Here is a 24,515-nt window from a genome sequence, read left to right as displayed (position 1 = left end):
CTGTCGAAGTGAACCGGAGTGATGATTTGAACAGTCTGGACCCGACCGACCTGAAGATCCTGCTGGAACTGATCCGGGATCCGCGGATCCAGATCGGCGAGCTCAGCGATGTCCTGGGCATTGCACGGAACACCGCCCAGTCGCGCGTGCGGCGCATGCTGCGCTCGGGGTTGCTGCACGACGGCGGCCGCGAGATCGACCTGGAGGCGGTGGGATACGACGTCGTCGCGTTCGTGACGATCGAGGTCAACCACCGCGAGCTCGACGGCGTCGTAGGGGCCCTGCGGCTGATCGCCCAGGTCCTGGAAGTCCACGAGATCTCCGGGCGCGGCGACGTATGGTGCCGCGTGGTGGCGACGGACACCCACAACCTCCAGGCGGCACTCCGCTCCATCCTCCGGATCAAGGGAGTCATCCGCACCGAGACTGTGCTGGCGCTGCACACCCATATCCCCTACCGAACCGAGCCGCTGATCAGCCGGCTCGCCCAGGGCAACGCGCTGGCTCCGGGCCGGTCCGCCCCGCGCCGGGCCGGTTCCGCTGAACATCAGGTGAACGAAGGATAATGTCCCGGTGACTATCATCGACAACGCCGTCTACGTTGACGGAATCCGCAGCGCCGAACCGCGGAACCTCGAGCAGACTTTCGAGACCCTCACCGAGCGCGGGGGCATGGCCTGGATCGGTCTCTACCGGCCCACGCCCGACGAAATGGCGGCAGTCGCGGCCGAATTCAACCTGCATGGGCTGGCGGTGGAAGACGCAATTTCTGCCCACCAGCGGCCCAAGCTGGAACGCTACGACGACAACCTGTTCACAGTGCTCCGGCCCGCCAGGTATCTGGACGAGACGGAGACGGTCGAGTTCGGCGAACTGCACGTGTTTACGGGCCGAAACTTCGTGGTGACCGTCCGGCATGCAGAGACGAAAGTGGTGGGCCAGGTCCGGCGGCGGATGGAGAGCCGACCCGATCTGCTGCGCCACGGGCCCGAGGCCGTCCTGTACGCCCTCATGGACCAGGTGGTGGATGACTACGGACCCGTGGTGGCCGGGCTGGAAAACGACATCGACGAGATCGAGGACCAGCTCTTCAGCGGCGACCCGCTGGTCTCGCGGCGGATCTACGAACTCGCCCGGGAAGTCATCCATTTCCAGCGCGCCATCCACCCCCTGCCGGCAATGATGCAGCAGCTCCGGCGGGGCTTCGAAAAGTACCGCGTCGATTCGGAACTGCAGCACAGCCTGCGCGACGTCGAGGACCACGTGGAGCGGCTGATCTCGCGTGCCGATTCGTTCCGTGACCTGCTGCAGAACGCTCTCACGCTCGATGGAACCCTGACCGCCAACCGCCAGAACGAGGCCAGCGCGGAACAAAACGAACAGGTCAAGAAGATCTCCTCCTGGGCCGCGATCTTCTTCGCGCCGACTTTCGTGGCCGGCCTGTACGGGATGAACTTCGACAACATGCCCGAACTGCACTGGTCACTTGGCTACCCAATGGCGATCGGACTCATGGCCGCCACGGCGGGGCTCATGTACGCCATCTTCAAGCGGAAGGGCTGGCTCTAGCCAGATGCGCCGGCCTTAGCTGGACGCGCTGGCTTTAGCTGGATGCCCGGCGGTCCCGGACCTGGACCATGAGCCGCCGGAACGCGAGGATAAAAACGACCTCGATCAGCACCATGAGTCCCAGCAGCAGCCACTTGCCGCTTTCGATGAAGACGATGGCGCCGGTCAAGACCAGGAGGCTTCCCAGCGCGAGGGAGTAGACAGCAAATCCGAGGGCAACCCGGGCGCTGCGGACACCGGTCCGGAAGCCGAAGCCCTGCGGTTCCCCGCCGGGGTAGCCGGCAACCCGGTCCGGGCCAGCGGGCTTGAGCTGGTCGAACTCCTCCCACGGGTCGCGGTCCTGCTCCTTGTTGGTCATGTTCTTATTATCTCGCCCGGACCAATGGTCCGGGCCGCCGCTTCAGTGATGTTCGGGCTAGTCGTCGTGGCGGTGCTCGCCCGAGTCACCGTGCCCGTTGGACTTGCCGTGCCAGTCAGACTTGCCGGTGTGTTCGCCTCCGTGGTCCTCAACGTCGGAACGGTGTACGGAGGCGTTGGCCTGGCCGGCGGCACGGTGCTCTGCGGCGTTCTGGTGTGCCCATCCGCCGTTGCCGTTCGAGGCATGGGACCCATCGGTTTCAGGCGCGTCGGCCGCGTCATCTTCGGAAGCCGCCGGGGCCGCCGGGGCGGGAGCCGCGGGTGCGGGTGCGGCTGGAGACTCCGGGGCCGCCGGGGCGGGAGCCTCAGGTGCCGGTGCGGCTGGAGACTCCGGAGCCGTCGGGGCAGGAGCCTGGGCTGCGGGTCCCTGTTCTTTCGAGCCTTGATCATCGGCGCCCTGATCATCCGCACCCTGATCATTGGCGCCCTGATCTCCCGCACCCTGATCGCCGGCTTCCTGGTCATCCGACTCAGCCGGATCTCCCGGCTCGGCGGATTCCTCGTCGCTGGATTCCCGGCCGTCCGCTCCCGGAGTCTCCGACTCAGCCGGATCTCCCGGCTCGGCGGATTCCTCGTCGCTGGATTCCCGGCCGTCCGCTACTGGCTTCTCCGACTCTGCCGGGTCCCCCGGCTCAGAGCTCGCGGTGCCGGTCGACGTCGTGGTCGACGTCGTTTCAGCCGGAAGATTGCTGGTCGCTGTGGCAGCCGTCGCGCCGGCGCCGCCGGTGACAACGACTGAGGCCACTACTACGGCCTTGCCTGTGGTGCCCAGCGCGCTGAGCCATCCGATGATTCCTGCCATGGGGAATTCCTTTCAAAAGCGGGTAGAGAGACCACTGCCGTCCCCCATCGGCAGCCAGCGCTACACTACCGCCCAGAATCCCCCGTGTTGTGGCCCTTCGACCGCTTCCGCCGCATCCTGATCAAATGCTGAGCAAACACTGAGCCTGCGTTCACTTGCGCGTTGTTTTAGGCGGCGCGGACTTCCACCTCGCCGGCTTCCGCACCGTCGCTGCCGAAGACCAGCTGCCGGTTGGCGATTTTCTCGGTGAAGAACCGGTCGTGGCTGACCACGAGGACTGCCCCGGGGAAATGAAGCAGTGCCCGTTCCATCACCTGGGTGCTGGACATGTCCAGGTGGTTGGTGGGCTCATCCAGGAGCAGCACCGAGGCCCCGGACAGCAGGCACTGCGCCATGGCGACGCGTGCTTTCTGACCGCCGGAGAGGTTCCCGATCTTTTGCTTGAGGTCAGCCTCGGAGAACTGGAACATCGCGAGGAACCTGTTGACGGACTTCTTCGTGGCGCTGAACGCCAGGCTGTCCGGCAGTGCGTTGACCGCGTGCGAGACGGTGTCGGCGTCGTCGAGATCCTCCAGCATCTTGTTGTACGAGACAAAGCCCGGCCCCTTGGCCCAGACCACATCGCCGGAATCCGCCGGTTCCTCGCCGGTCAGCACTTTGAGCAGCGTGGATTTGCCGCTGCCGTTGGAGCCCAGGACCACAATCCTGTTGCCACGGCGGATCTCAAAGCTCAGGTCCTCAAACAACACCTTCTCGCCAAAGGACTTTCCCAGCCCTTCGACCCGGCAGAGAATATCCTTCACGTGCAGGCCGCCATAGATCTCCGTGACGATCTGGTCGACGGGCCGGGGCGTCCGCGCTTTCTTGATCTTGGCCAGCTGGTTCCCCAGCCCGCGGCTGGCGGCCTTAGCGGCCTCGCGGCGGTCAGCGATGCCCTCCGCTTCAAAGGCCAGGAGCTCGGACTCATGGACGAACTGCGCCTCGAGCGTCTTGAGCCGGAACTGCTTCTGGACAACGTACTCGGCGAAGTTTCCCGGGTATTCGTGCAGGTGGAAGTTCTCCACCTCGATGATCCGGGTGACCACGGCATCGAGGAACTTCCGGTCGTGCGAGACCACGATCGCGGCCCCACGGAAGTCGCGGAACCAGCTCTCCAGCCATTCGACGCCGGCGACGTCGAGGTAGTTGGTGGGTTCATCCAGCAGCAAGACGTCCGGACCCTCCAAGAGGATCTTGGCCAGGGCGGCGCGGTTGCGCCACCCGCCGGAGAGTTCGTCAATCGCGCACGCGCGGTGAGCCTCGCTGAACCCCAGCGTGGTCAGGACAGTGTCGATCCGCCGCTTGTAGTCCCATCCGTCGAGACGGTCCATGTCCTCGAACAGCTCGGCCTGGCGGCTGATCAGCCGGTCCAGCTCTGCTTCGGCGGGGTCTGCCGCAATGGCGGCGTCGATGGCCGCCAGCTCGGCCTCGGCAGCCTTGATCTCGACGAAAAGGCCGTCAAGGACCTCGAGGATGGTCGCCTCGCCGTCCAGCTCGGAAAACCGGGAGAAGTACCCCACCCTGGTCCCCTGCTCCACGCTGACCGTTCCGGAATCCGGGGAGACGTGGTCCAGGATGAGCTTGAGGATGGAGGTTTTCCCGGAGCCGTTCTTGCCGATCAGGCCGACCCGGTCCCCGGCTTCGAGGCGGAAGAACGCCTCGCGGAGGATCTGTGTGTTCTCGAAACGGACAGCGACGTCGTGGAGCCGGATCAGGCTCACTGCTGCGCGAGCCGGTTGCGGACGATTTCGCTGACAGCCTTGCCGTCAAAACGTCCGGCCACCGTGGCGGTGACAGGCTTCATCACTGCCCCCAGCTGACGCATGGAAAGCTCGACGCCGTCGGCCTTCAGGGCCGTGATTGTCTCGTCCACGATCGACTCGACCTCGGCTGCAGTGAGCGGCTTGGGCAGGTAGGCCTCGATCACCTCTGCCTCGGCGATTTCGGCGGCGGCACGCTCGGCTTCACCGGCTTCGGTGTAGATGCGGGCCGTGTCGCGGCGCTTCGCGGCTTCCTTTTGCAAAAGGGCTGTCACCTGCGCGTCGTCCAGCACGATGGGCGTCTTGCCGGACTTCTCGCGGGTTTCGATCTCGCCCAGGACATTGCGCACAGTGGTGAGGGCTACCTTGTTGCGGTCCTTCATGTGGCTCACGACGTCGGCGTGCAGGCGTTCTTTCAGGGTGGTCATAGTTCTCCTCGTGTTACTACCAAGGCTAGCGGCAGAACCCGTTGGCACCGATCGCCGAGATAATCCGCTGGGCGTCCTCATCCGAAACCGCCGGGACGTCCCCGCCGCTGAACTCCGCCTTTGCAGCGGCGATGAGCTGTTCGGCCGGCGACAGCCCCAAGAGGCGGCCGCACAGGCCGCGGGCCTTGTCGACTGCCTGGTCGCTTTGCAGGCGGGGGTTGATCCTGGCGAGCGCGGCCAGAAGCGCTTCCTTCTGGGCCGGGTTCGGTGTGGGAAGCGACGCCGACAGGCCAGCGGACGGGGTCCCGGCCGACGGCCCGGGGTTCGGGGAGGCAGGATCCGGCGAGGTAGAGCAAGAGGCAGTCAGTAGTAGCGTCAGCACGCCAAGCGCGATCGCGGTGGTCTTCATGGATAGTGGCCCTGTCTGCACTCTGGATGTCTGCACTCGATGTCAGCTGCGGATTCGCCGGCTTAGCCATCCTGGTTCTCGCCACCCAGATTGCTGCGTCGGCGCGGCCACGGCGCCGATCACGTATGTACTCACGATCTCATGAAACCCCTCCCCCCTTCGTACCGAAAGGCCGGTGCCACAGTGCCCTTGGGCTGTTCCAAATACCCAAGGAAGGGCGTAGCGTGACCCTCGTCACATTTGGTTGAGGAATCGCATCGGCCCTTCGCTCCGAAAGAGGGAACCCCCATGGATCGCCGGACATTTCTCACTGCTGTGTTGGCTGCCCCGGCCGCGGCCGGGACGAGTTTCGCAGCCTCGGGACCGGTCCCGGCCCCGTTCGCACCTTCGACTACCCACGCGGCTTTATCCTCACCCCGGGCCCTCAAGGGCGCAGCTCACGGCGGTGACGATGCGCTGGCATTGAGACAGATCCGAAGTCTGAACGCCAGCTGGTACTACTCCTGGGGATCGGCGTATACGGTCACTACGAGCCCGGCCTTTGTCCCGATGGTCTGGAGCGCCAATGCCTTAATCCAAAAGGACGCCCTCGGCGACGTGGCCAGACAACTTCCAGCGACAAGGACCAAACACCTACTCGCATTCAACGAGCCGGACCACCCAGGCCAGTCCAACATGTCAGTCGATGAGGCCATCCGGCTGTGGCCCCACCTTCAGTCCACGGGCCTGCGGCTGGGATCCCCCGCCACCGTCGGCGTCAGGAGCCCGTGGCTGGAACAGTTCATGGCCCGGGCGAGGCAGGCGAACCTTCGCGTCGACTTCATGACAATGCACTCCTATACGCCGCCGAACCCGGAGAGCTTCCTCGCGAAGGTCCTGTACTTGCATTACAGGTATGGACGTCCGATCTGGGTAACGGAATTTGCTGTGGCCGACTGGTCGGCATCCCCCGCACGGCCGTCCAGGTACACTACCCGGGAGGTCGGGTATTTCATGCAGGCTGCGGTCGCCGGCATGCGCCTGATGCCCTTCGTCGAACGGTTTGCGTGGAAATCCCGGGAACCCTCAGACCCCGCCATGGGCCCGTCCGCTCTCTTCAAAACGAACGGCCAGCTGACATCAATCGGGAGGCTTTACGCCTCACTTTGATGTCCCCAGCCCAGGAAGTGGCGGCTACTTGCCGGAGCTGTCCTGCTCATCCTTACGGGTGGGAAGCACGAGGAGGGCGTCACCGACGGCTCGCTCCGCGCCGCCGGAAGGGGTGTTCAGGACCGTTCCTCCGGCAACGGCCGTTGTTGATCCGCCGCCGTCGAGGTTGATCGCTTGAACCATGCCAAGTGACGAGGCGACGTCGGCCTCTTCCTTCAGGCTCAGACCCAGCGAGGCGGTAGAGCGGCCGTCAGCGGTCACCAGCAAGGTTTTCCCCTGGGCATCAGTGCCGGCGAAAGTCCGCGGGTTCCGTTTGTGGACCCAGCCGTAGTAGAAGCTGTTCCCGTCGTGGGGGTGGACCATGCCGTCACGCTTGGCAGTGACGTGTTCCTGACCATCCTTGACCAGCAGCGGACCGCCATTGACCACGCTGGTGGACTTGTCTGTCCGGAGAGTCTTTCCGTCCTGGCCAAGCAGGCCGGTGCCGATTTTCAGCGTGGCGCCCAGCGGGGCCAGTGCGCGGAGCCGTGCTGTGTCGGTCCCGGTGGCCTGGACGGTGTGACCACCGGCAGGCACGGCCATGCCGCGCGTCTCGGCGACTGAAGTGACGATGTTGTGGCTGTCCACCGCCACTTCCACGCCCGGACCAGCCGGGGTGGAGGTTCCGAATTCGGGAGTGAACGTCACGAGCTCGTTGGCATTGGTGCAGGTGACGTCGTGGAGTGCGAGCGGGGTGGGCAGGTCGTTGGCTCCGCCGCAATTGCGGATCAGGCCCGGGACACGGTCGATGCCGTCCAAGGTCGCCTCACCGGACGCGGAGGAGACGGAACCGGCCCAGGTCAGCCGCTTGATGCTGGTGCTGTTCTTGTTGCCGTCAATGACCAGGGCCGGTCGGTCTGCGATGGGTTCACTAAGGGTCTGGCCATCATAGACACCCACTCCGGCCGGGTCACCCTCGGCGCCAGCCGCCGGGTCGAAGACGAAGTAGCCTGCGTTAACCGCAGCGATGGCGCGCGCGTCCCTAGCCAGCTCGCTGGTGGTCTCCCGCTTCTCCAGATCCGGGCCGAACGTGGCGGACAGCTGGCCATAGTATTTCTCCGGATCGATGGTGATGACCTCAAGCTTCCACGGCCCGCGGTCCTTCGCGCTTGTGCCCACATCCCCGTCCCAGCCGGTATAGATCACTGAGGAGGCTAGCCCGGCCGCCTTGATCCGCGCGACAACCGCGTCTCCGTCGGCCTTGGTGGCGAGGTGACCGGCGCGGACCCGGTACCCAAGGTCGCCGCCGGCGTCGGCCAGCTGCGGGGACTGGACATGTTCGATGCGGGCGTCGACTCCGTTCGCCTTGAGTTTCTCGGCGACGCGCTCCGCGGTGGCCTGGCTGGAGAGTGCCGAGGCAGGCGCGTCAGGATCCGGTGAATCGGAAGGGATGGCCACTTCGGCTGTCCATAAGAATGAAGAGTCCGAGGCGCCGCGGCTGATCCTCGTCAGGGTGACGCCCGGCGCGAGCGTCGTCAATGTCCGGTTTTCCGGCAGGACAGCGGCGCCAAGGTTGAGGTGTGGGCCCTGATTGGCCCGGGTGTCTACACTCTGGCCGTTGTCCGCCAGAGTAGGTCCCACGGGGCTGAGGAACGCAAAACAGCCCGTGAGAACCAGGGCGGCGGTCAGGGCGCTGCGGTGCTTTGGTGAGGCTTTCATGCGTCCACCGTAGACAAGCGGGCAGGCGGAATCCGCCCATTCCATCCGCGGTTGGCCACCTGTTGGCCGAATCTTGGCGGCCCGTTCACGGCCGCCGTGGTCGACTGCGGGCACAGAGAGCACGCCGCATCGGCCTCGTCGCCTGCCATTGTCCGGGCCCCGGCTTAGGCTGGTCGCATGCCGCCAACGCCTGCCCCTGCTCCGATTCCGGTTGAAGTCATCCTCCACCCAAGTCCGGCCGAGTGGTGGCAGATTGTTGCTGCCCTTGCACCGGTGGCGGTCCTCATAGCGGCAGCCGTCGGAGCGTTCATGGCCTGGCAGACGCTCCGCCAGAAGGCCACTGCGGACGACCGGGCCGAGTGGTGGAAACGGACGCAATGGGCACTTGACCGCGCTCTGGATGAGGAACAGGACATCAAGGCCTTGGGGCTGGCAACGCTGGGTGTGCTTGCCCGCAGCGAGTTGGCCCGGAACGAGGAACTCGAACTCTTGGACATCGCATGGAAGTCCGTGAACGGGCCTGGGGACATTACCGACCACGTCCCGGCGAAAGTTTTCTCTCCGACCGCCTCGCAGCACCGGGTTCAGGTCGCCGCCGCCAGGCTGCGCTGGACTCTGGATGAGCGCCTTGGACGGCCAGCACCAGCCCGGACCAAGGCCCTTGCCCAGGAGGAGCTCTAGCCGCTCCCAGCCCTGTCAGGCATCCAAGTCGAGGACCAGGATGGTGGCCGCGCAGACGCATTGGGCGCCGCATTCGGGGCACAGGTAACCGGCCGCGTCCTGGTCGTCCGCCCAGAAGGCAGGAATGGTGGCCACTTGAGCGAATCCGGCCCGTTCCAACATCCTCAGAGAAGATTGCTGCGGATCGGCTGAAACCCATGACGCGGACACTACATAGCGGCAGCCGGAAGCCTTCAGAAAGTCGATGCTGGCCGCGAGCATGTCCGTGCCGAGGCCCATGCCGCGGGCTGTCGGAGCGACGACAATGGATTTCAGTTCACCGACCCCGTGCACGTCCCAGCCGGCCTCGATGCCGGCACGGCTGAGCCGGTCGCGCAGCGCATCGACGCTTTCCCGGCCCAGGACGCGGGCCGTGGCTGCGCCAAGCAGTTGGCCTGGGCGGTTTCGGGCCCGGACGAGGACTCCGCGGCGGCCCCCCGTGAGCTCGGCCAGGTCACTTGGGCGGACGAATCCAGAGCCGAGGGATTCGTTCAAGAGGGCTGCCGTTTCGGTGGCCACGGCGGGCCCAGGGGCGCCTACATGCAGGTTGACGTTCGACGCCGTCGGGGTCCTGGTCGCAGTGATTGTCATGTTGCTCCTTGGTTGACGGGTGGCCGCGCACCGTGGCGGCGTCTGGGGCAGGCAACACTGCCCCGGACGGCCCGGTAGCACTGCCGGGGCGTTCTGCGGCTGTTGCGGCTATGAATATTCCAGGCTGAGCAGCATCGTCTTGAGCTGAGCATAACGTCCGGTTGCCATCCAGGCTTTCGCGGCGGCCGGTGACGGAAAGGCCTGCTCGGACGGCGAATCGGTGAGGACGACGTATGCGTTCATGATCCTGTCGGGCAGTGCGATCTGGTTGGAACCCGAAGAGTCGATTGTTGCCAGGAATTCCTTGGCATTCCGGACATCCATGAAGTAGTAGTAGCTGCCGTCCAGATACTGGTCATAGGCGAAACCGAACTCACCGGCCTCCCCCACGGTGTTGGTGATGCCTGACACCGGGCTGTGGTCCAAGACGGTCCGTTGGACCGGGGCGACGGCGCCGTCGCCGTACTTGCCGCTGTAAACCCGGGCCAGAACTGCGCCGGACGCGTCCTTGACGGTCGCTTCGAAGGAGATCTTCTGCTCTTCGGCGTTGTTCACCGGACCGGGCTTGACCGTGACGGACCAGTCGGCCATGTAGGTGAAGGAAATGTGGCCGTCCGGGAACGTGAATGTCTCCATAGGCGCAGATTGGCGGGTCTCCGGTGCCTGCGTCTGAGGCGGCGCGCCCGTCTCACTGGCAGCCGGCGCCGAGGCGGCGGTTGACGCGGTTGTGGCTGTCGCGGAGGGCGACGGCTCCACGGTGGCTGCCGACTCAAGCAACTGCGTGGCGTTCGGCTCCGTGCCCGCCTGAGGAACGGCACACGCCGAGGCAGTGAGCAGGAGGCTCGTCAGGGTAGCGGCGGCCATGAGGCCTGTGAGCTGTCTGTGGTTCCGGATCATCGTCACTCTCCCCCAAGAGTACGGAAGCTGCCGGCAATGGCCGCGGCTTTGCCGCAAACCTAACATGCGAAGCCGCTCCGGAGCCCGCTTTCCGGAGAAAGTTCTTTGCCATATTCGGCCGCAAGGCTGACACGCGACCCTAAGCATGCTTATGGTAGTGGTGCGCGAACGGATGGCCTGCAGCCGCGGGCCGCATGGCAGAGGGTCCTTGGGGGACCCTCTTCGTGTATCCGGGGAACCGAGGGACCCAAGCCGCACGCATGGTGCCCCTGAAGATCACTGGCAGAAAGTCCGCGAATGGGATCCGGGCAACGTGGAGGCTCTTAAGAACGGCACCAGAGAATCCCCGAAATCGGTGGAGCTAAGGAGATTCGAACTCCTGACCTCTTCGATGCGAACGAAGCGCTCTACCAACTGAGCTATAGCCCCGAAGCAACGCCGGTCCTGAGGGAACGGCGTTGCCGGTGTCCCTAGGCTACAAACTATCCGCGTTGTTTTCCAGCCAGCCCCGGAATGTCTCGTTGCCGTGTCGTGCGTCCGGTACCAAATTCAGCCCCTCGCGAAGGTAGCGGCCCATCGGCCCGGGCAACGGCAGGCGCACCAGTTGGCCCTTCACGCCCCTGGCCCGCTTCCATTCACGGGCAAAGTCGGCCATGTCCTTGGACTCGGGACCGCCGAAGTCCAGCACCCGGTGCGGCGGGCCCGCCGCTGGAACCGGTGCCGGCTCCAGCGCGGCCTCCAGGAGCATCCCAGCCACGTCAGCCGGCGACGCGGGCTGGAACCGGCTGCCCCGCACCACGGGGATGATCCGAATTCTGGAGCCGGCGCCGAACATCATCGCCAGCAACGAATGAAACTGGGTGGCGCGGAGCACCACAGTCTGAAGCCCGGACAGCTCGTAAACCTGTTCTTTCGCAGCCTTCGACCGGTAGAAAGCTGCGCTGCTGCGATCGCAGTTCACGATGGACAGCATGACGGCCCTGGCCGTCCCGGCATCCTGGGCGGCGGCCAGAAGGCGTGCGCCGCCGTCGGCGAAGTTCTTCCGCGCCTTCCCGGAGCGTCCCTCCAGGCAGTCAATCACGACGTCGGCGCCCCCCACGGCGGTCGCCACGCCTTCGCCCGTCGTCACGTCCGCGCGGAAGTATTCCGCTCCCCCGACCCGGCCGGAGGCGCCTGCGGGCGGCGGGTTGCGGCTCAGGACCGCCACGGAGTGTCCTGCGTCGACGGCCTGCCGCACTACCTCGCGGCCCACTTGCCCTGTTCCGCCGGCCACGCAGATCCTTGTCATGACCCGAGGCTACCGCAACCAACCGTGGCGGCTACGCTTCGGGGAAAGGAAAACCCCGGGCAGCCATCGGTGGCTGCCCGGGGTGAAAACTTTTCAGAGGGACCGGATCAGGCGCGGCGCCGCTGGAGGACATCGTCCAGGTTGCTCAGGGCGCTCTGGGCCTTGCTGAGCTGCTTTGTCTCGGAATCCTCTGCGGTCCGCGGATCGGACGCGGCCGGCCGCGCGGAGGCCTGCTTGAGCGAGGGCTTCCCCAGGGCTTTCGGCGCCTCGGGGAGGTCGAGGGGCATGGGGGCCGCCCGCTCGGCCTTCGGCGCTTCGACGTACGTGGGCCTGGGAACGTCGACTGGCTCCCAGCTGGAATCCGCAGCAGTTGCCACCGTTTCGGCTGCCACAGCGGCCGAGGTATCCCCCGAGGCTGCGGCCTCGGCGAGGGCGGCCTGGCGGAGCTCCAGCGCGGTCAGCGGCCTGGGAGCAGGTTTCTGTTCCTGGGTTGAGGGGCCCGCTTCGGCGTCGAAGAGAGGGCTTTCCGGCCGTGCGCCGGGACTCTCAGCAGGCCGGGAGGGGGTTTGCTCGGGCCGTGAAGACCGGGCGGTGGTACGTTGCGGGCCGCCCATTGCTGCGCGGAAGGCGGCGTTCATTTTTCGCCGGCGGTCACGGACAGCGAGACGGCGGAGCATGGCCACGGCGGCGACAGCGCCCAGCAGGGCCGTCACCGGCAGCCAGCCGGACCCCAACCCGAAAAGTCGAAGGGCCCCGGACACGACCCCCGTGAGCAGGAACATCAGGCCGGCCATCGCAAGCACCAGCCGCCCCCACCGAATCTTGAAGGCCGGAGAAGCACCGGCAATAGGCGTCGCCACTCCGGGCGCGCCAGTACTGACCCGGCTACCAGCGAAGCCGCTGGCCGGTTCTGCGCGCTGGGTGCTGATCATGGGTTTCTCCTGCTGCGCCGCCATTTTCATAACCTTCCCCGCATGTGGATCTGCTGGTTCCATGTCAATGACGTCCGCCAGGAATTCGCCCGCAGGCTGCAGCTGGTGGCGCCCGTTCCGGAGAACGTAAGGCGCCACCCACACGATCCAGAGCGCAACAGCAATGACAAGTATCACAGAGCTGCTAAGAGGGAAGTCCACACTCAAAACCGTATGAGGTATATGGGGTACTGCCCCGCATTGTCAGGGGTGTGTCGCGGGCGTGGCGGCGGCTGGGCTCCGGCCGGGCGTCGTGGCTGGTCAGACGGCACTCACGGGCTCAGGCCTGGCGGGTTCTCAGCCACCGTGCGAGCAAGCCTTCCGGCACTTCCTCAGCCGTGAGTGCGAACGTACGGTGATCGGCCCATTCGCCGTTGATATGCAGGAATCTGGGCCGGTATCCCTCGTCCCGGAACCCGAGTTTCTCCACCACCCTCAGGCTCGGGGCATTCTCCGGCCTGATGTTGATCTCCATGCGGTGCAGGCCGAGGGTGCCGAAGCAATAATCCGTTGCCATGGCCACGGCGGTGGGGGCTATCCCGTGGCCAGCCCGTCCCTTGTCGACCCAGTAGCCAAGGGTCGCCATCATGGCCGAACCCCACACGATCGAGGAGACAGTCAGCTGCCCTACGATCACCGGCGCTTGGTGGCCCGGCGTCCATTCGGCGATCACGAAGGGCAGGGCCGTGGCCTGCGCAGCCTGGACCTTGAGTGAGCGGACCATTTGCCGGTAGTCCGGCAGCCCACCGCCGGGCACCGGGTTTGATGCCTCCCAGGGGGCCAGCCACTCGCAGTTACGGGACCGAAGTTCTGTCCACTCCCTGCGGTCCCGGTACCGGATCGGGCGCAACACGATGTCGCCACTCTCCAGAGTCACCGGCCAGTTGAAGCTGCCCCCCACGGGAGTTACTTGGTGAGGCTGGGGGCCAGGCTGGACGCGAAGCCAGGCAGCCATTCGCGCAGGCCCGGGCCAAGGTCATCGCTGTCGCAGGCGAGCTGGACACATGCCTTGAGGTAGCTGAGCTTGTCGCCGGTGTCGTAGCGGCGGCCGCGGAAGACCACGCCGTATACGCCGTAGCCCTCGCCGGTGCCGGCCGCGAGTTCCTGCAGCGCGTCCGTGAGCTGAATTTCTCCGCCACGTCCGGGCGCGGTGCGCTCAAGCACTTCAAAGACGGCCGGGTGCAAGACATAGCGGCCAATCACGGCCAGGTTGGACGGGGCGTCCTCGACGTCCGGCTTCTCCACGAGCTGGTTGATGCGGACGTAGTCCTCACCGCCGATCGCCTCGATGTCGGCGCAGCCGTATGCACTGATCTGGGACGGATCCACCTCGATCAGTGCGACCACGGACCCGCCGGTCTTGGCCTGGACCTCGATCATGGTGCTGAGGAGTTCGTCGCGGGCGTCAATGAGGTCATCGCCCAGGAGGACGGCGAACGGCTCCTGCCCGACGTGCTGCTTGGCCCGGAGGACGGCGTGGCCAAGGCCCATGGGATCGCCCTGGCGGACGTAGTGGATGTCACCGAGGTTGCTGGCGGCCTGGATGGACTCGAGCTTGGCCGTGTCGCCCTTCGCCTTCAAGGTGGACTCCAGCGCCGGCACGCGGTCGAAGTGGTCCTCCAACGCCCGCTTGTTACGGCCGGTGATCATCAGGATGTCGTTCAGGCCGACGTTCACGGCCTCCTCAACGACGTACTGGATAGCCGGTTTGTCAACGACGGGGAGCATTTCCTTGGGCATGGCCTTAGTAGCCGGAAGAAACCTAGTACCAAGGCCCGCGGCGGGAATGACGGCCTTGCGAACGGAAGCGTTGGGTGTATTCACTCGACTAATCTAACGGAGGGACCAATCATTGCGTAATTCTTAATCGAACCGCCGGCGGACCTTCCCCCCGGCCGTCGTGGCCGCAATAGGCAGAGGACGGGCCAGCATGGCGTCAAAAGACCAAATACGCTCCAGCCACCGGGCGAAGCGTTCCGAACTCCCGGTGGCCGAGCTTGATGCCGCCGCGGTGGGCATCGCCCGCCATGGGCTCCAGTGGGCCTCGGCGCTGGCCGGCGGCCGCCGGGGCACCTTCGCGGCCTACCTCGGCGTGGGCACCGAACCGCCCACACTGCCGCTGTTGACGGCCCTGACCGACGCCGGACACAGGGTGCTGCTTCCGGTGTGCGAGCCCAACCTTGGGCTCAGCTGGGTCTATTGGACCCCGCAGTCAGTGTTTGTCCGGAGCAGCTTCGCCCCCATCCAGGAACCTGTCGGCGAGCGCCACGGCACCGCCGTCATGCGCGCCGCTACCGCAATCATCCTTCCGGCCACCGCCCTGGACTTCTCCGGCAACCGCATCGGGCAAGGCGGCGGCTATTACGACAAGTTCCTTGCCGCCCTGTCCGCCCTGTCCCTTTCATCCGGGGAGGCGGCCGGCGAGGCGTCCGACGCCGCGGCGCTGCCGACTGCCGCCGTCGTCTATGACACGGAGGTGCTGCCCGCGGACAGTATCCCCGCCGAGTCGTTCGACCGTAAGGTCGACGCGGCGCTGACCCCGGGCGGAATCATCCGGCTCGGCTGATACCGGCCCGGTGGATGGGGGTTCAAGTCAGGGTGATAGAATTGGCACTCAGGCCCTGCGACTGCTAAGCACGGACCCCGCCGGTAACCATCCCGGCAGCGGTCACGACTCGACAGCACGGGACCTGCTCGTTTGTCCCAGAGTGAGGATTTCCAGTGCCCACGTATGCATACGCCTGCAAGGACTGCAGCCACGCCTTCGAGATCGTGCAGTCGTTCAGCGACAACTCCCTGACGTCCTGCCCCGAGTGCCAGGGCACGCTGCGCAAGAAGTTCAACAGCGTCGGCGTCGTGTTCAAGGGCTCCGGGTTCTACCGGAACGATTCCCGCGACACCAAGGGCAGCACGGTTTCCGCTGCTCCTGCAGCACCTGCGGCCACCCCCGCACCGGCTCCGGCCCCCGCGGCGTAAAAGGCCCACCGGACCGACGCCGCTGCCGTCGGGTCCCCCTCAGGCTAGGCCTGCCTCATCGCTTGGACGCCTGCGAATTTGTCCACATAGGCCACTTCGAGGCTCTCGCCGCCCTCCGCGGGTCCGTAGCGTGGCGGCATGGCCCTTTCCCTCAGTCCGCTGTCCCCTTCGTCGTTCTGTTTGCCCTTCGCGACGTGGGGCGGGTTTCCCTACGCGGCTTCGCCCGGGATTTTTTCCACACGGTCGCGGCGACGGCCCGCCGAGGACTCCGCACGCTGGAACCGCACCGGGATCCGCGCTGCCCGCCTTCCGTCGGCCACGTTGTCCACGGCCGGCCGCTCCAGTCGGAGCCGGAACGGCCCCGGCAAGCCCCGCAGTCAGCAACCGCCTCGCGGCCGTCCGTCGCGGCGCCGCCTGCGCAGCTGGCTGAACCGGAATCGGCGGCTCTTTGCCTCGCTCCTGTTCTGCATCCCCGCCGGCCTTACGGTTCAGCAACTCACCCCCGCGCCCGCCGAAACTGTTGTTGCTTTCGCCGCGGCGTCGGATCTTCCCGCGGGGAAGACCCTGGGACCCGGCGACGTCAACCGGATCAGCGTGCCGCCCGGCATCGTGCCTGCCGGCAGCCCCGGCAGCGAGACCGCGTTCGAGGGAAAACAGCTGGCTGCGCCGCTGCGGAAGGGCCAACTCCTCACAGACGCCCAGGTCCTCGGCCCGGGCCTGCTCGCCGGAACCCCGCCCGGCTCCGCTGCGGTGCCGCTGAGAATGGCTGACCCTGCCTCGATCCAGCTGGTCTCCCCCGGACAGCTCGTCAACGTGGTGCTCACCGGTGGCAACGGCTTTGAACAATCCGCCGAAAGCCAAATCCTCGCTGTTGCCGTCCCGGTGCTCTGGACATCCGCGCAGGGCGGCAGCGCCGGACCGTGGCCAGCCAGCACGGAGGCTGAGGGGCTGGTGGTCGTAGCGGCGTCGGCAGACCAGGCGCGAAGGCTGGCGGGCGCTTCTACCCAGGGCAAGCTGTTCTTCGTGCTCGTGGCGGCCGCGCCGGGCTAGGGCCGTTGCGTCCTTACCCCCAGTGCGGCGGCTTCTGTTCCTGGAGCCATGCGTCGTGATCGTAGTTGTCAGGCTGGTCGCCCCAGCGGCGGGGATCGTCTTCCGCCGCCTTGTTCGGCAGCACGCCGTCGGGGACCGTGGCCTGCGCCTCGGCACGGCGGGCCGTTTCCTTGGCCGCTTCCTGCTCCGCGCCGGTTTCGGTCACTTCGCCCGGCTTCGGCCCGGAGGTGCCCCTCGCGTCGCCCTGGTTATCGCCGGTGTTGTTCTGGATGTTGCTGTCCGCTTTCATGCCGCCGGCCTCCTTACTGCCTGTACTGTCTGCTGTTGCTGTTGCCGGCCCCTGGCGGTGTTCCTGCGCCGAAGACTCGTGGCCGCCGAATGTGCGCTCCGCGAACTCGGCAGCCAGGTGGTTTTCCGCGGCGCGCGCCTCGTCAATTGCCAGGTGCTCGATGTCGTCATCGAAGAACCCGTGCGATGTCAGCAGCCGGCTCGACACGGCAGGCTTCTCCAACCCGAGGTAGCCGCCAATCCGGTCAGCGCAGGCCGAGGGGTCGGTGAAGACCTCTATGGTCCATAGTGGCATGTAACGCCAGCCAAGCCGCTCCAGAAGTTGCGGCCGCAGCCTGCTCCGTTCCCGGACGCTCATCCGCCGGTAGTGGCCGGTCCCGTCTGACTCGATCGCCACCGGACGGGGAATTTCCGCGTCGTCCCTGCCGATCGTGGTCATCGGGTCGGCGGCGGCCACCATGTTCAGGACGCCGTCGTACTGGTGCCACACCCGTGCCCCGCGGGCCCGGAGCCGGTCGCCAAGGTCGGCCACGAGCGGATCGGCGCCGAGCGCCTGTTCGCTGGCCGCGGCCCGGGACGCGGGACTGCCGAGGTCGGTATTGCCCGCGATCTCACGGTCCAGCAGTTCGTAGAAGTCCACGGCGCCATGGCTGAGGCGGCTGACGTCGAGGTCTTCGGGACGGAAGCAACTGAGCACGTGCAGGGACCGGCGTGCCCGCGTCATCGCCAGGGCGAATTTGGCGCGTCCCCCGTCGGCGGAGAGCGGGCCGAGGCTGTGGAGGGTGCGCCCGTGCGGTGTACGGCCATAGCCCGGGGAGAAAATGACGTGGTCGCGGACCAGGCCCTGGGCCCGTTCCAGATCCACTACGCGGAAGGACTCCTCCCCCGCCGTGAAGAAGCTGCCGAGCATGGGGTAGTTGGGCAGCTGCGCCCTGATGGCCTCGCCGATCCGGGCGGCGTGGCGAAGGCTGCCGGTCACCACAGCCAGCGAGGTCCGCGGCCGGAGCCGGGCATGCTCGAAGACGAGTTCCACCGCGCGGTTCACCTCGGCGACCACCGATTCAACGCCGTCGTGGTCCGCGCTGGGCAGCCCGGTGCCGTCGGGGAGGTATTCCACGCTGAGGGAGCGGTCAAGGCCCGTGGCGGCTTGTCCTTCGGGGAGCCGGGTGAGTTCTCCGGCGTAGAAACCCTTGCTGAGCTGGCGCACCAGGTCTTCATCGACCGCGCGGTAAACGGTCCTCAGGTTCCGGACGGGAAGCACGGCAGCGAGTGCCGCGTATGAGCTCTCAACGCCTTGGGAAGAGGTCTCCCCCACGGCGAGCCGCTCGACACCGACGGTGAAGGTTCGGGGGCTGGCGATCTGTTCGTCGCCGAAGGCGATCACCTGCCGGGACCTTGCGATGGCCGGAAGGACCGCCTGCAGCGAGGTCGTCTCCGCGTCAAGGATCACCACGGCGTCGAAGGTCTGATCGATCGGCAGGAGACCGGTCATGAGGTAGGGGCTGACGGACCAGACGGGTACGAGTGTGGGCAGCAGTTCCTGCGCCTGGCCGCCCAGGGCTGCCAGGGTGACCCGGCCGTCCTTCAGCAGGCTGCGCAGCAGCTCGGCCTGGCGGGGGTACTCGGCGATGGCAGTGCGCCAGCTTTCGGACAGGTTCCACCGCAGCCGGGCAGCGCCGCTGGCGATGTGGGCGTTGTCCGCGAGACGGTACTCGGCCTCGAGCTGGCGCAGGGCGTCGCCGTCGGACATGGCGAGGTAGTCATCGCCGCTGATCATGGCTTCCAGGGCCGACTGCCACCAGGCCAGCTCCAGTTCGGCGGTCACCGATCCCTCCGGAACCTCGCGCTCGGCGAGGTCTGCGAGGAGCTCGCCCAGGCCGTGCTCGCGCATGCTCTCGACAAGCAGGGTACGTTCGGGCAGGGTTTCCAGGGTCGCGGTGTCGGCGACCAGCCGCTGCACGCGGGCCAGGAGTTCCGCGTAGGGCGCGCGGTCCAGATCGCCGCCGGCGGCAGTGTGCTTGACCGCCTGGCCGAGTTCGTCCAGTTCCGCTGCCAGCTCGCGGTACAGGCCGGTGATTTCGCCGAGCCCGGACGGCACGGCAGGGTGCCGCTGCGTCGTGGCGTAGCCGGACCAGGCGGCGCGCTGCTCCTGGACGAGGAGCAGGGAACTGTGCAGGTCCGCGATGTGCACACCGGGCCGGACGTATTCCTTCGCCACCCTGCGCAGGCGGGAGCGCTGCATGGACGGCATCTCGATCCCCCGCTCCCGGCGCCAGGCGGAGGACGCCGTGGCGGAGATCAGGTCGTGGACGGGCCGGTCAAAGATGTCGGGAGTGAATTTATCGAGGCTTTCGCGCACGGCCACCAGCAGTTCGATCTGCTCGCCCCATTCGGCGAACGTTCCGCCGAGGCGGATCTCTGCGTGTTCGGCCACTGCCTCCATGCGGCCGCGCAGCAGAGGCAGTTTCTCCGCCACGGTCCTGGCAACGCTCTGCGCTTCCTGGGTCTCCTTGCGCGTGAGCAGGCGCGCGCCGTGCCAGGGGCTGGTGGTTGACGTGCGGCTGAAGCCGCCAAGCTCGGCGGCGCGGCGGAGTCGACCAGCGAGTTCCTCGCGGTCCCGGATGTTGTCCAGGACGCTGCGCTTGAGCCGGACGGTTGTGGACGGCGCCGGCTGGATGGAGGTCAGCTCTGCCAGCGACTGCATGGCCTCATACGGCGAGCAGCCCCAGCGGGCCCGGACATTGTGCAGCGAAGCGACATGGTCCATCAGGGCGTGGCGGTGCCCGGTCAGCGTTGTGTGCAGGTTGCTCAGTTGCGGCTCGAGCGATTTCTCGTTGCGGACGATCGCCCGGACCAGCTGGCCCTTGAGCTGCAGCGGGCTGGCGTTGCCGGTCAGCTGCAAGAGCACCGAATCCAGGCCGAGGCCCTCCAGCTGGGCGGAGATCTCGGCCAGGCTGGCCCGCCTGTCGCCCACAACCAGGACGGACTTGCCCCCGTCCACCAGTGCGCCGATGGTGTTGATGACGGTCTGCGTCTGGCCGGTTCCCGGCGGGCTGCTGACCACCAGCGAGTCGCCCGCCCGGACGGCGTCGACGACATACTGCTGGTCCGTGTCGGCGTCGAGCAGCAAAAGCTCCTCGGCGGGGTCCCGCTCATCCGTGCTGGGGAAGCGGCCGGGCTCAAGGACGGGCACCTCCACCCGTTCACCGGAACCGGACCGCGCCAGTGCGGTGACGAGGGGGTTGTTCTCGTTGATCCACGGATCGTCCAGGTTGCCGGAGAGGTCGGCAAACGTGGAGACGAGCAGATTGTGCTCGACCTCGCCGCCGTGAATCGGCTGGACCAGGGTGCCCAGGCGGTCCAGGACGGGCTGGGGGTCGTACCGGGCCGTGCTGTAGGCCATCCGGGTCACCGCGTTGACGTCAAAGACGATGCCGTGGACCGACTTGAGGTGCCGGACCAGCGCCGGGTTGATCTGTGCCTGTTCGGTCAACTGCAGTTCGTAATCGTCCTCGCCGGGCCGCACCGTCAGAGAGATGGCCGTGAGCATGACCGGGGCCGAGATCCGTTGCGGCTTGCCCCCGACGGCGGACGTCCAGACCACCGTGCCGGCGGAGAAATACCCGGCGTCGATGCCGCGGTCGTTGGCGAGTTCGAAGATCTTGGAGCGCAGGTTGCGCGATGCGCGGGCCGCCACAATGTACTGCTGCCGGTCGCGGATCAGCGTGGAGAGCCGGGTCCGCCGGCCTGCCATCAGCTGGGCAAGCCCTGACGGATGGGCGTTTGTCAGGTCAATCGAGCCTTCGGGCGTCTTGGTAAAACGCAGCATGGTGTCTGCTCCGGTGACGGGTTTGAGCCCCGACAGCCATTTCCTGAACTCCTCGGAGCCCTCGGGGTGGCCTTGACCAACTGACACTGCTGCCTTCTTTTCTGTGCTCGACTTCTCTGGGCCGGACCGTGGCGGGCTCGACTCTAGCGCGTTCGTCGCATCAACGCTCGTCTGTGTCGCGTCCGCGCTTTCCCAGGCCACGTAGTGTGTGCTCGCGGTTGTCTGGCTCGCGCGGGACGCCTTGGACCATACCGGCATGCTTTCGAGGGTAGCCCGAATCCTCCGCACGTGCGGGGCCGCAACACTGGGGCGGCCAAAATTCAGCCCGAATTGCCAGGAATAGCCCGAATTGCCAGCAACAAAATGAAATGGCCGGCCTCGAAAGGCCGGCCATTCACATTGCTATTCCCACTCGATGGTTCCCGGCGGCTTGCTGGTCACGTCCAGCACCACGCGGTTCACGCCGTCCACCTCGTTGGTGATCCGGTTGGAAATCCGGGCCAGGAGGTCGTAGGGCAGCCGCGACCAGTCGGCGGTCATGGCGTCCTCGGAGGACACCGGACGCAGCACGATCGGGTGTCCGTAGGTGCGGCCGTCGCCTTGGACGCCCACGCTGCGGACGTCCGCCAGCAGCACCACGGGCATCTGCCAGACTTCGCTGTCCAGTCCGGCCGCGGTCAGCTCGGCACGGGCGATCGCGTCGGCCTTGCGGAGCAGGTCCAGGCGTTCCTTGGTGACGTCGCCGACGATCCTGATGCCCAGGCCGGGGCCGGGGAAGGGCTGGCGGCCGACGATTTCCTGCGGCAGGCCGAGCTGAGCACCGACCGCGCGGACCTCGTCCTTGAACAGGGCGCGCAGCGGTTCCACGAGTTCGAACTGCAGGTCCTCGGGCAGCCCGCCCACGTTGTGGTGGCTCTTGATGTTCGCCGCACCTTCGCCGCCGCCGGATTCGACGACGTCGGGGTACAGGGTTCCCTGGACCAGGAACTTGATCTTTTCACCGTGCGCAGCTGCCTCGGCGATGATCGCCAGTTCGGCTTCCTCGAACGCACGGATGAATTCGCGGCCGATGATCTTGCGCTTCGTCTCCGGATCGCTGACGCCGGCGAGGGCGCTCAGGAAGCGCTCCTGCTCGTTGGCGACGTAGAGCTTGACGCCTGTGGCGGCCACGAAGTCACGTTCGACCTGTTCGGCCTCGCCCTCGCGCAGCAGTCCGTGGTCCACGAAGACGCAGGTCAGCTGGTCGCCGACGGCGCGCTGGACGAGGGCGGCGGCCACTGCGGAGTCGACGCCGCCGGAGAGGCCGCAGATGACCCGGGCGTCGCCGATCTGCTCGCGGATGCGGTCGACCTGCTCCTCCAGGATGTTGCCTGCGGTCCAGTTCGGTTCCAGCTTGGCGCCCTTGAACAGGAAGTTCTCCAGGACCTGCTGGCCGTAGGCCGAGTGCTTGACCTCGGGGTGCCACTGGACGCCGTAGAGGCACTTCTCTTCGTTGGCGAAGGCTGCCACCTCGGCGCCGGCCGTCGTCGCGAGGACCTCAAAGCCTTCGGGGGCTTCGTGGACGGAGTCGCCGTGGCTCATCCAGGTGCTCTGGTGCTGGGGCATGCCGGCCAGGATGGAGCGGCCCTCGCCGAGGGTGGTGGTCTCGGTGGCGCCGTATTCGCGGAGCCCCGTCTGGGCCACCTTGCCGCCGAGGGCGTTGGCCATGGCCTGGAAGCCGTAGCAGATGCCAAAGACCGGGACACCGGCTTCGAAGAGGTCGGCACCGACGCTGGGGGCGCCGTCGGCGTAGACGCTCGCGGGGCCGCCGGAGAGGATGATCGCGGCGGGGTTCTTGGCCAGCAGCTGCTCGGTGCTGTACGTATGCGGAACCACTTCCGAATACACATTCGCTTCCCGGACGCGGCGGGCAATCAGCTGCGCGTACTGGGCACCGTAGTCAACAACCAGAACCGGCCTGTGGGACGTCTGGGATGAAGTGGGAGTAGTCACCCCACTAGACTACTTTGCGCCGCTGCCCGCCCGCACATTGAGAAGCCGGCGCAGGCCCCGAATCGGGGGTGAGGTAAGCGATCTCACACGCCCGACTGCGGCAGTCGCCGTCGTACGGTCCCCTGCCCCTGCCGCTGGGGCTCAGTAGCGCTGGGGCGCCTGCGGGTTGGCCGCGAGTTCGGCCTCGACCTCGGCGTGGAACTTCTTCTCGACGAAGAAGGACAGGAACGGTACGACGCCGCCCAGGGCCATGACCACCAGCTTGGCGAACGGCCAGCGCATGAGGGACCACAGCCGGAAGTTGGAGATCAGGTACACGACGTACATCCAGCCGTGCACAATCAGGACCGTGACGGAGAGGTTGACGCCGCCGATCACTCCTGCCGGTTCGGCGTCGGCGAATCCGAAACCGAACGGCTGGCCGGTGAGGGCGTTGGTGCCGCCGGCGAAGAGGTACTGCCCGAAGCCGTACCGGGCGACCAGCTCGGCGCACAGCAGGAGCAGCATGGAGCCTGTCAGGTAGGCAAGAACCTTGTAGAACTTCAGGGCGGACCGGATTTGGGCCTCGGTGCCGCCGAAGCGGCGCTTCTTGCCGGCTGTCCCGGTGCCGTTGGTTGACTGCGGCTGGATGGCGGGCTGGGGCTCGATCATGATTGCACTCTCGGGTCTGAGGGGTAGGGGGCTGTGGGGTGCGGGTCTGCGGGATTCGGGTCTGCGGGTGTTGGGTCTGCGGGCGAGCCGGAGGCGGGCTCTTCGGCGGCGTCACCGGGGTCGGGGCTGGCCGCTTCCCCGGCCAGTTCCTCGTCGAGCGCGTCTTCGAGGTCCCGGCGGTAGTCATCCTTGACGAGCCGCCACCAGATGAACAACGCGAAGCCGGCAAAGACCACCCATTCCACGGAGTAGAAGAGGTTCAGCCAGTTGACCTGCTGGGCGGGCGGCTGCGGGCCGATCCGGAGGGGCTTGACGTCGCCGCCAGCGGCCAGGGGCCCGACGTCGGTCCCGCCGGACAGCTCGGTTGTCGCGGCGACAAAGCCGGGGTAGCTGCTGACGTTCCAGTCGTTGATGAGCTCGGCGACCGAGACGGCGCTGGCGCGGCCGGGTCCGGGATCGGTTTGCGGCAGCGGGGACTCGGACGGCAACAGCCGCCCGGTCAGTTCGATGGTGCCCGACGGCGGCGCCACGGCGTCCGAAGGATTCGCAACCCAGCCGCGCGCGACCGGAATCCAGGTCTGCGGCGTGGCCCCGCCGCCCACCAGGGCCGGGGCGCCCTTGACGGCGAACGCGGAGACAATCCAGTAGCCTTTCGCCCCGTCGTTGAGGCGGCCGGGCACCAGGACCTGCTTCTGGGGGTCGTAGCTGCCGGTGGCGGAGACCATCTGGTCGGCGACTGATCCGGGGAAGAAGCCGCCCGGCTGCAGGACCGAGATGAGCTGGCGCGTTTCCTCCGTGGTGGTGGAGACCGGGGCTTCAGACTGCGTCGAACGGCCAAACTGCCACTGGCTGAGCAGCACAAACACCCCGGAAATGGCGATCGCGAACACGAGTCCTGCGATCCAGCGGGGTTTGAGGGCAGTTTTCAGCACCTCTTAACCGTACTTCGTCCCCGTGTAGAACAGCGAAACGGGCCAAATCAGAGTGGGCA

At 66.7% G+C, this 24,515-nt stretch carries 23 protein-coding genes and 1 tRNA gene; 7 read left to right on the top strand and 17 right to left on the bottom strand.

Annotated elements, in window-relative coordinates:
• The first annotated feature begins 26 nt into the window (after positions 1-26).
• Together AC1DDO_RS09760 and corA are read left to right on the top strand one after the other, a co-directional pair.
• Entirely contained in the window at positions 27-566 is a 540-nt protein-coding gene (locus AC1DDO_RS09760; protein ID WP_441407926.1) for an Lrp/AsnC family transcriptional regulator, read from the top strand.
• Between the two features lie 7 nt (positions 567-573).
• Positions 574-1,569, top strand: a complete 996-nt coding sequence (gene corA, locus AC1DDO_RS09755; protein ID WP_441407925.1) for a magnesium/cobalt transporter CorA — start codon at positions 574-576, stop codon at positions 1,567-1,569.
• Between the two features lie 34 nt (positions 1,570-1,603).
• On the opposite strand, the gene AC1DDO_RS09750 is transcribed toward corA, so the two are convergent.
• The 5 genes from AC1DDO_RS09750 to AC1DDO_RS09730 form a co-directional block, all read right to left on the bottom strand.
• Positions 1,604-1,927, bottom strand: a complete 324-nt coding sequence (locus AC1DDO_RS09750; RefSeq protein WP_441407924.1) for a hypothetical protein — start codon at positions 1,925-1,927, stop codon at positions 1,604-1,606.
• 57 nt (positions 1,928-1,984) lie between these two features.
• Positions 1,985-2,788, bottom strand: a complete 804-nt coding sequence (locus AC1DDO_RS09745) for a hypothetical protein (RefSeq protein WP_476866588.1) — start codon at positions 2,786-2,788, stop codon at positions 1,985-1,987.
• A gap of 167 nt (positions 2,789-2,955) precedes the next feature.
• Positions 2,956-4,548, bottom strand: a complete 1,593-nt coding sequence (locus tag AC1DDO_RS09740; protein WP_476971789.1) for an ABC-F family ATP-binding cassette domain-containing protein — start codon at positions 4,546-4,548, stop codon at positions 2,956-2,958.
• Positions 4,545-5,015, bottom strand: coding sequence for a GatB/YqeY domain-containing protein (locus tag AC1DDO_RS09735; RefSeq protein ID WP_476866590.1), 471 nt, complete (start codon positions 5,013-5,015; stop codon positions 4,545-4,547). Before AC1DDO_RS09735 ends, AC1DDO_RS09740 begins: the two co-directional genes overlap by 4 nt.
• 25 nt (positions 5,016-5,040) lie before the next feature.
• Complete coding sequence (locus AC1DDO_RS09730; protein WP_476866591.1) at positions 5,041-5,424, bottom strand: hypothetical protein; 384 nt, start codon at positions 5,422-5,424, stop codon at positions 5,041-5,043.
• Positions 5,425-5,712: 288 nt separating this feature from the next.
• Between AC1DDO_RS09730 and AC1DDO_RS09725 the strand changes: the two genes are divergently transcribed.
• The gene (locus AC1DDO_RS09725) at positions 5,713-6,573 is read left to right on the top strand and encodes a glycosyl hydrolase (RefSeq protein WP_476866592.1); all 861 of its coding nucleotides are present in this window, start codon (positions 5,713-5,715) and stop codon (positions 6,571-6,573) included.
• A 24-nt stretch (positions 6,574-6,597) separates the two neighbouring features.
• On the opposite strand, the gene AC1DDO_RS09720 is transcribed toward AC1DDO_RS09725, so the two are convergent.
• Positions 6,598-8,271, bottom strand: coding sequence for a phosphodiester glycosidase family protein (locus AC1DDO_RS09720; RefSeq protein WP_476866593.1), 1,674 nt, complete (start codon positions 8,269-8,271; stop codon positions 6,598-6,600).
• A 177-nt stretch (positions 8,272-8,448) separates the two neighbouring features.
• Between AC1DDO_RS09720 and AC1DDO_RS09715 the strand changes: the two genes are divergently transcribed.
• Positions 8,449-8,952: a hypothetical protein gene (locus AC1DDO_RS09715; RefSeq protein WP_476866594.1), complete on the top strand. Its 504-nt coding sequence runs from the start codon at positions 8,449-8,451 to the stop codon at positions 8,950-8,952.
• 15 nt (positions 8,953-8,967) lie between these two features.
• Here AC1DDO_RS09715 and AC1DDO_RS09710 read toward each other — a convergent pair whose 3' ends face one another.
• The 7 genes from AC1DDO_RS09710 to galU all read right to left on the bottom strand — a co-directional run bounded on the left by AC1DDO_RS09710 (position 8,968) and on the right by galU (position 14,562).
• Positions 8,968-9,582, bottom strand: a complete 615-nt coding sequence (locus AC1DDO_RS09710) for a GNAT family N-acetyltransferase (protein ID WP_476866595.1) — start codon at positions 9,580-9,582, stop codon at positions 8,968-8,970.
• 108 nt (positions 9,583-9,690) lie between these two features.
• Positions 9,691-10,218 (bottom strand): hypothetical protein, encoded by a 528-nt coding sequence (locus AC1DDO_RS09705; RefSeq protein WP_476866596.1) that lies wholly within the window; start codon positions 10,216-10,218, stop codon positions 9,691-9,693.
• Positions 10,219-10,835: 617 nt separating this feature from the next.
• Positions 10,836-10,908, bottom strand: a tRNA-Ala gene (locus tag AC1DDO_RS09700).
• A gap of 46 nt (positions 10,909-10,954) precedes the next feature.
• The gene (locus AC1DDO_RS09695) at positions 10,955-11,767 is read right to left on the bottom strand and encodes an SDR family oxidoreductase (RefSeq protein ID WP_476866597.1); all 813 of its coding nucleotides are present in this window, start codon (positions 11,765-11,767) and stop codon (positions 10,955-10,957) included.
• A 107-nt stretch (positions 11,768-11,874) separates the two neighbouring features.
• Positions 11,875-12,876, bottom strand: coding sequence for a hypothetical protein (locus AC1DDO_RS09690; RefSeq protein ID WP_476866598.1), 1,002 nt, complete (start codon positions 12,874-12,876; stop codon positions 11,875-11,877).
• Positions 12,877-13,018: 142 nt separating this feature from the next.
• Positions 13,019-13,639 carry a GNAT family N-acetyltransferase gene (locus tag AC1DDO_RS09685; RefSeq protein WP_476866599.1) on the bottom strand — a complete coding sequence of 207 codons (621 nt, stop codon included), beginning with the start codon at positions 13,637-13,639 and terminating at the stop codon, positions 13,019-13,021.
• 5 nt (positions 13,640-13,644) lie between these two features.
• Positions 13,645-14,562 carry a UTP--glucose-1-phosphate uridylyltransferase GalU gene (gene galU, locus AC1DDO_RS09680; protein WP_476866600.1) on the bottom strand — a complete coding sequence of 306 codons (918 nt, stop codon included), beginning with the start codon at positions 14,560-14,562 and terminating at the stop codon, positions 13,645-13,647.
• A gap of 106 nt (positions 14,563-14,668) precedes the next feature.
• Here galU and AC1DDO_RS09675 point away from each other — a divergent pair, with 106 nt between their 5' ends.
• The 3 genes from AC1DDO_RS09675 (at position 14,669) to AC1DDO_RS09665 (ending at position 16,764) form a co-directional block, all read left to right on the top strand.
• A complete protein-coding gene (locus AC1DDO_RS09675) occupies positions 14,669-15,304 on the top strand; it encodes a 5-formyltetrahydrofolate cyclo-ligase (RefSeq protein WP_476866601.1) in 636 nt (211 codons plus the stop codon).
• A 155-nt stretch (positions 15,305-15,459) separates the two neighbouring features.
• Positions 15,460-15,714 (top strand): FmdB family zinc ribbon protein, encoded by a 255-nt coding sequence (locus tag AC1DDO_RS09670; RefSeq protein ID WP_476866602.1) that lies wholly within the window; start codon positions 15,460-15,462, stop codon positions 15,712-15,714.
• 138 nt (positions 15,715-15,852) lie between these two features.
• On the top strand, positions 15,853-16,764 hold the full coding sequence (locus tag AC1DDO_RS09665) for an RcpC/CpaB family pilus assembly protein (RefSeq protein WP_476866603.1): 912 nt from the start codon (positions 15,853-15,855) through the stop codon (positions 16,762-16,764).
• Between the two features lie 13 nt (positions 16,765-16,777).
• On the opposite strand, the gene AC1DDO_RS09660 is transcribed toward AC1DDO_RS09665, so the two are convergent.
• The 4 genes from AC1DDO_RS09660 to AC1DDO_RS09645 all read right to left on the bottom strand — a co-directional run bounded on the left by AC1DDO_RS09660 (position 16,778) and on the right by AC1DDO_RS09645 (position 24,456).
• Complete coding sequence (locus tag AC1DDO_RS09660; protein WP_476866604.1) at positions 16,778-20,968, bottom strand: AAA family ATPase; 4,191 nt, start codon at positions 20,966-20,968, stop codon at positions 16,778-16,780.
• 315 nt (positions 20,969-21,283) lie between these two features.
• The gene (guaA, locus tag AC1DDO_RS09655) at positions 21,284-22,873 is read right to left on the bottom strand and encodes a glutamine-hydrolyzing GMP synthase (RefSeq protein WP_476866605.1); all 1,590 of its coding nucleotides are present in this window, start codon (positions 22,871-22,873) and stop codon (positions 21,284-21,286) included.
• 141 nt (positions 22,874-23,014) lie between these two features.
• On the bottom strand, positions 23,015-23,524 hold the full coding sequence (locus AC1DDO_RS09650) for a DUF3817 domain-containing protein (protein ID WP_476866606.1): 510 nt from the start codon (positions 23,522-23,524) through the stop codon (positions 23,015-23,017).
• A complete protein-coding gene (locus AC1DDO_RS09645) occupies positions 23,521-24,456 on the bottom strand; it encodes an SURF1 family protein (RefSeq protein ID WP_476866607.1) in 936 nt (311 codons plus the stop codon). Before AC1DDO_RS09645 ends, AC1DDO_RS09650 begins: the two co-directional genes overlap by 4 nt.
• Positions 24,457-24,515 lie beyond the last annotated feature (59 nt).

This window comes from Arthrobacter sp. 10N43, from assembly GCF_056394525.1.
Note: the sequence above shows the minus strand (reverse complement) of the source record. Positions and strands in the feature narration are given on the sequence as shown.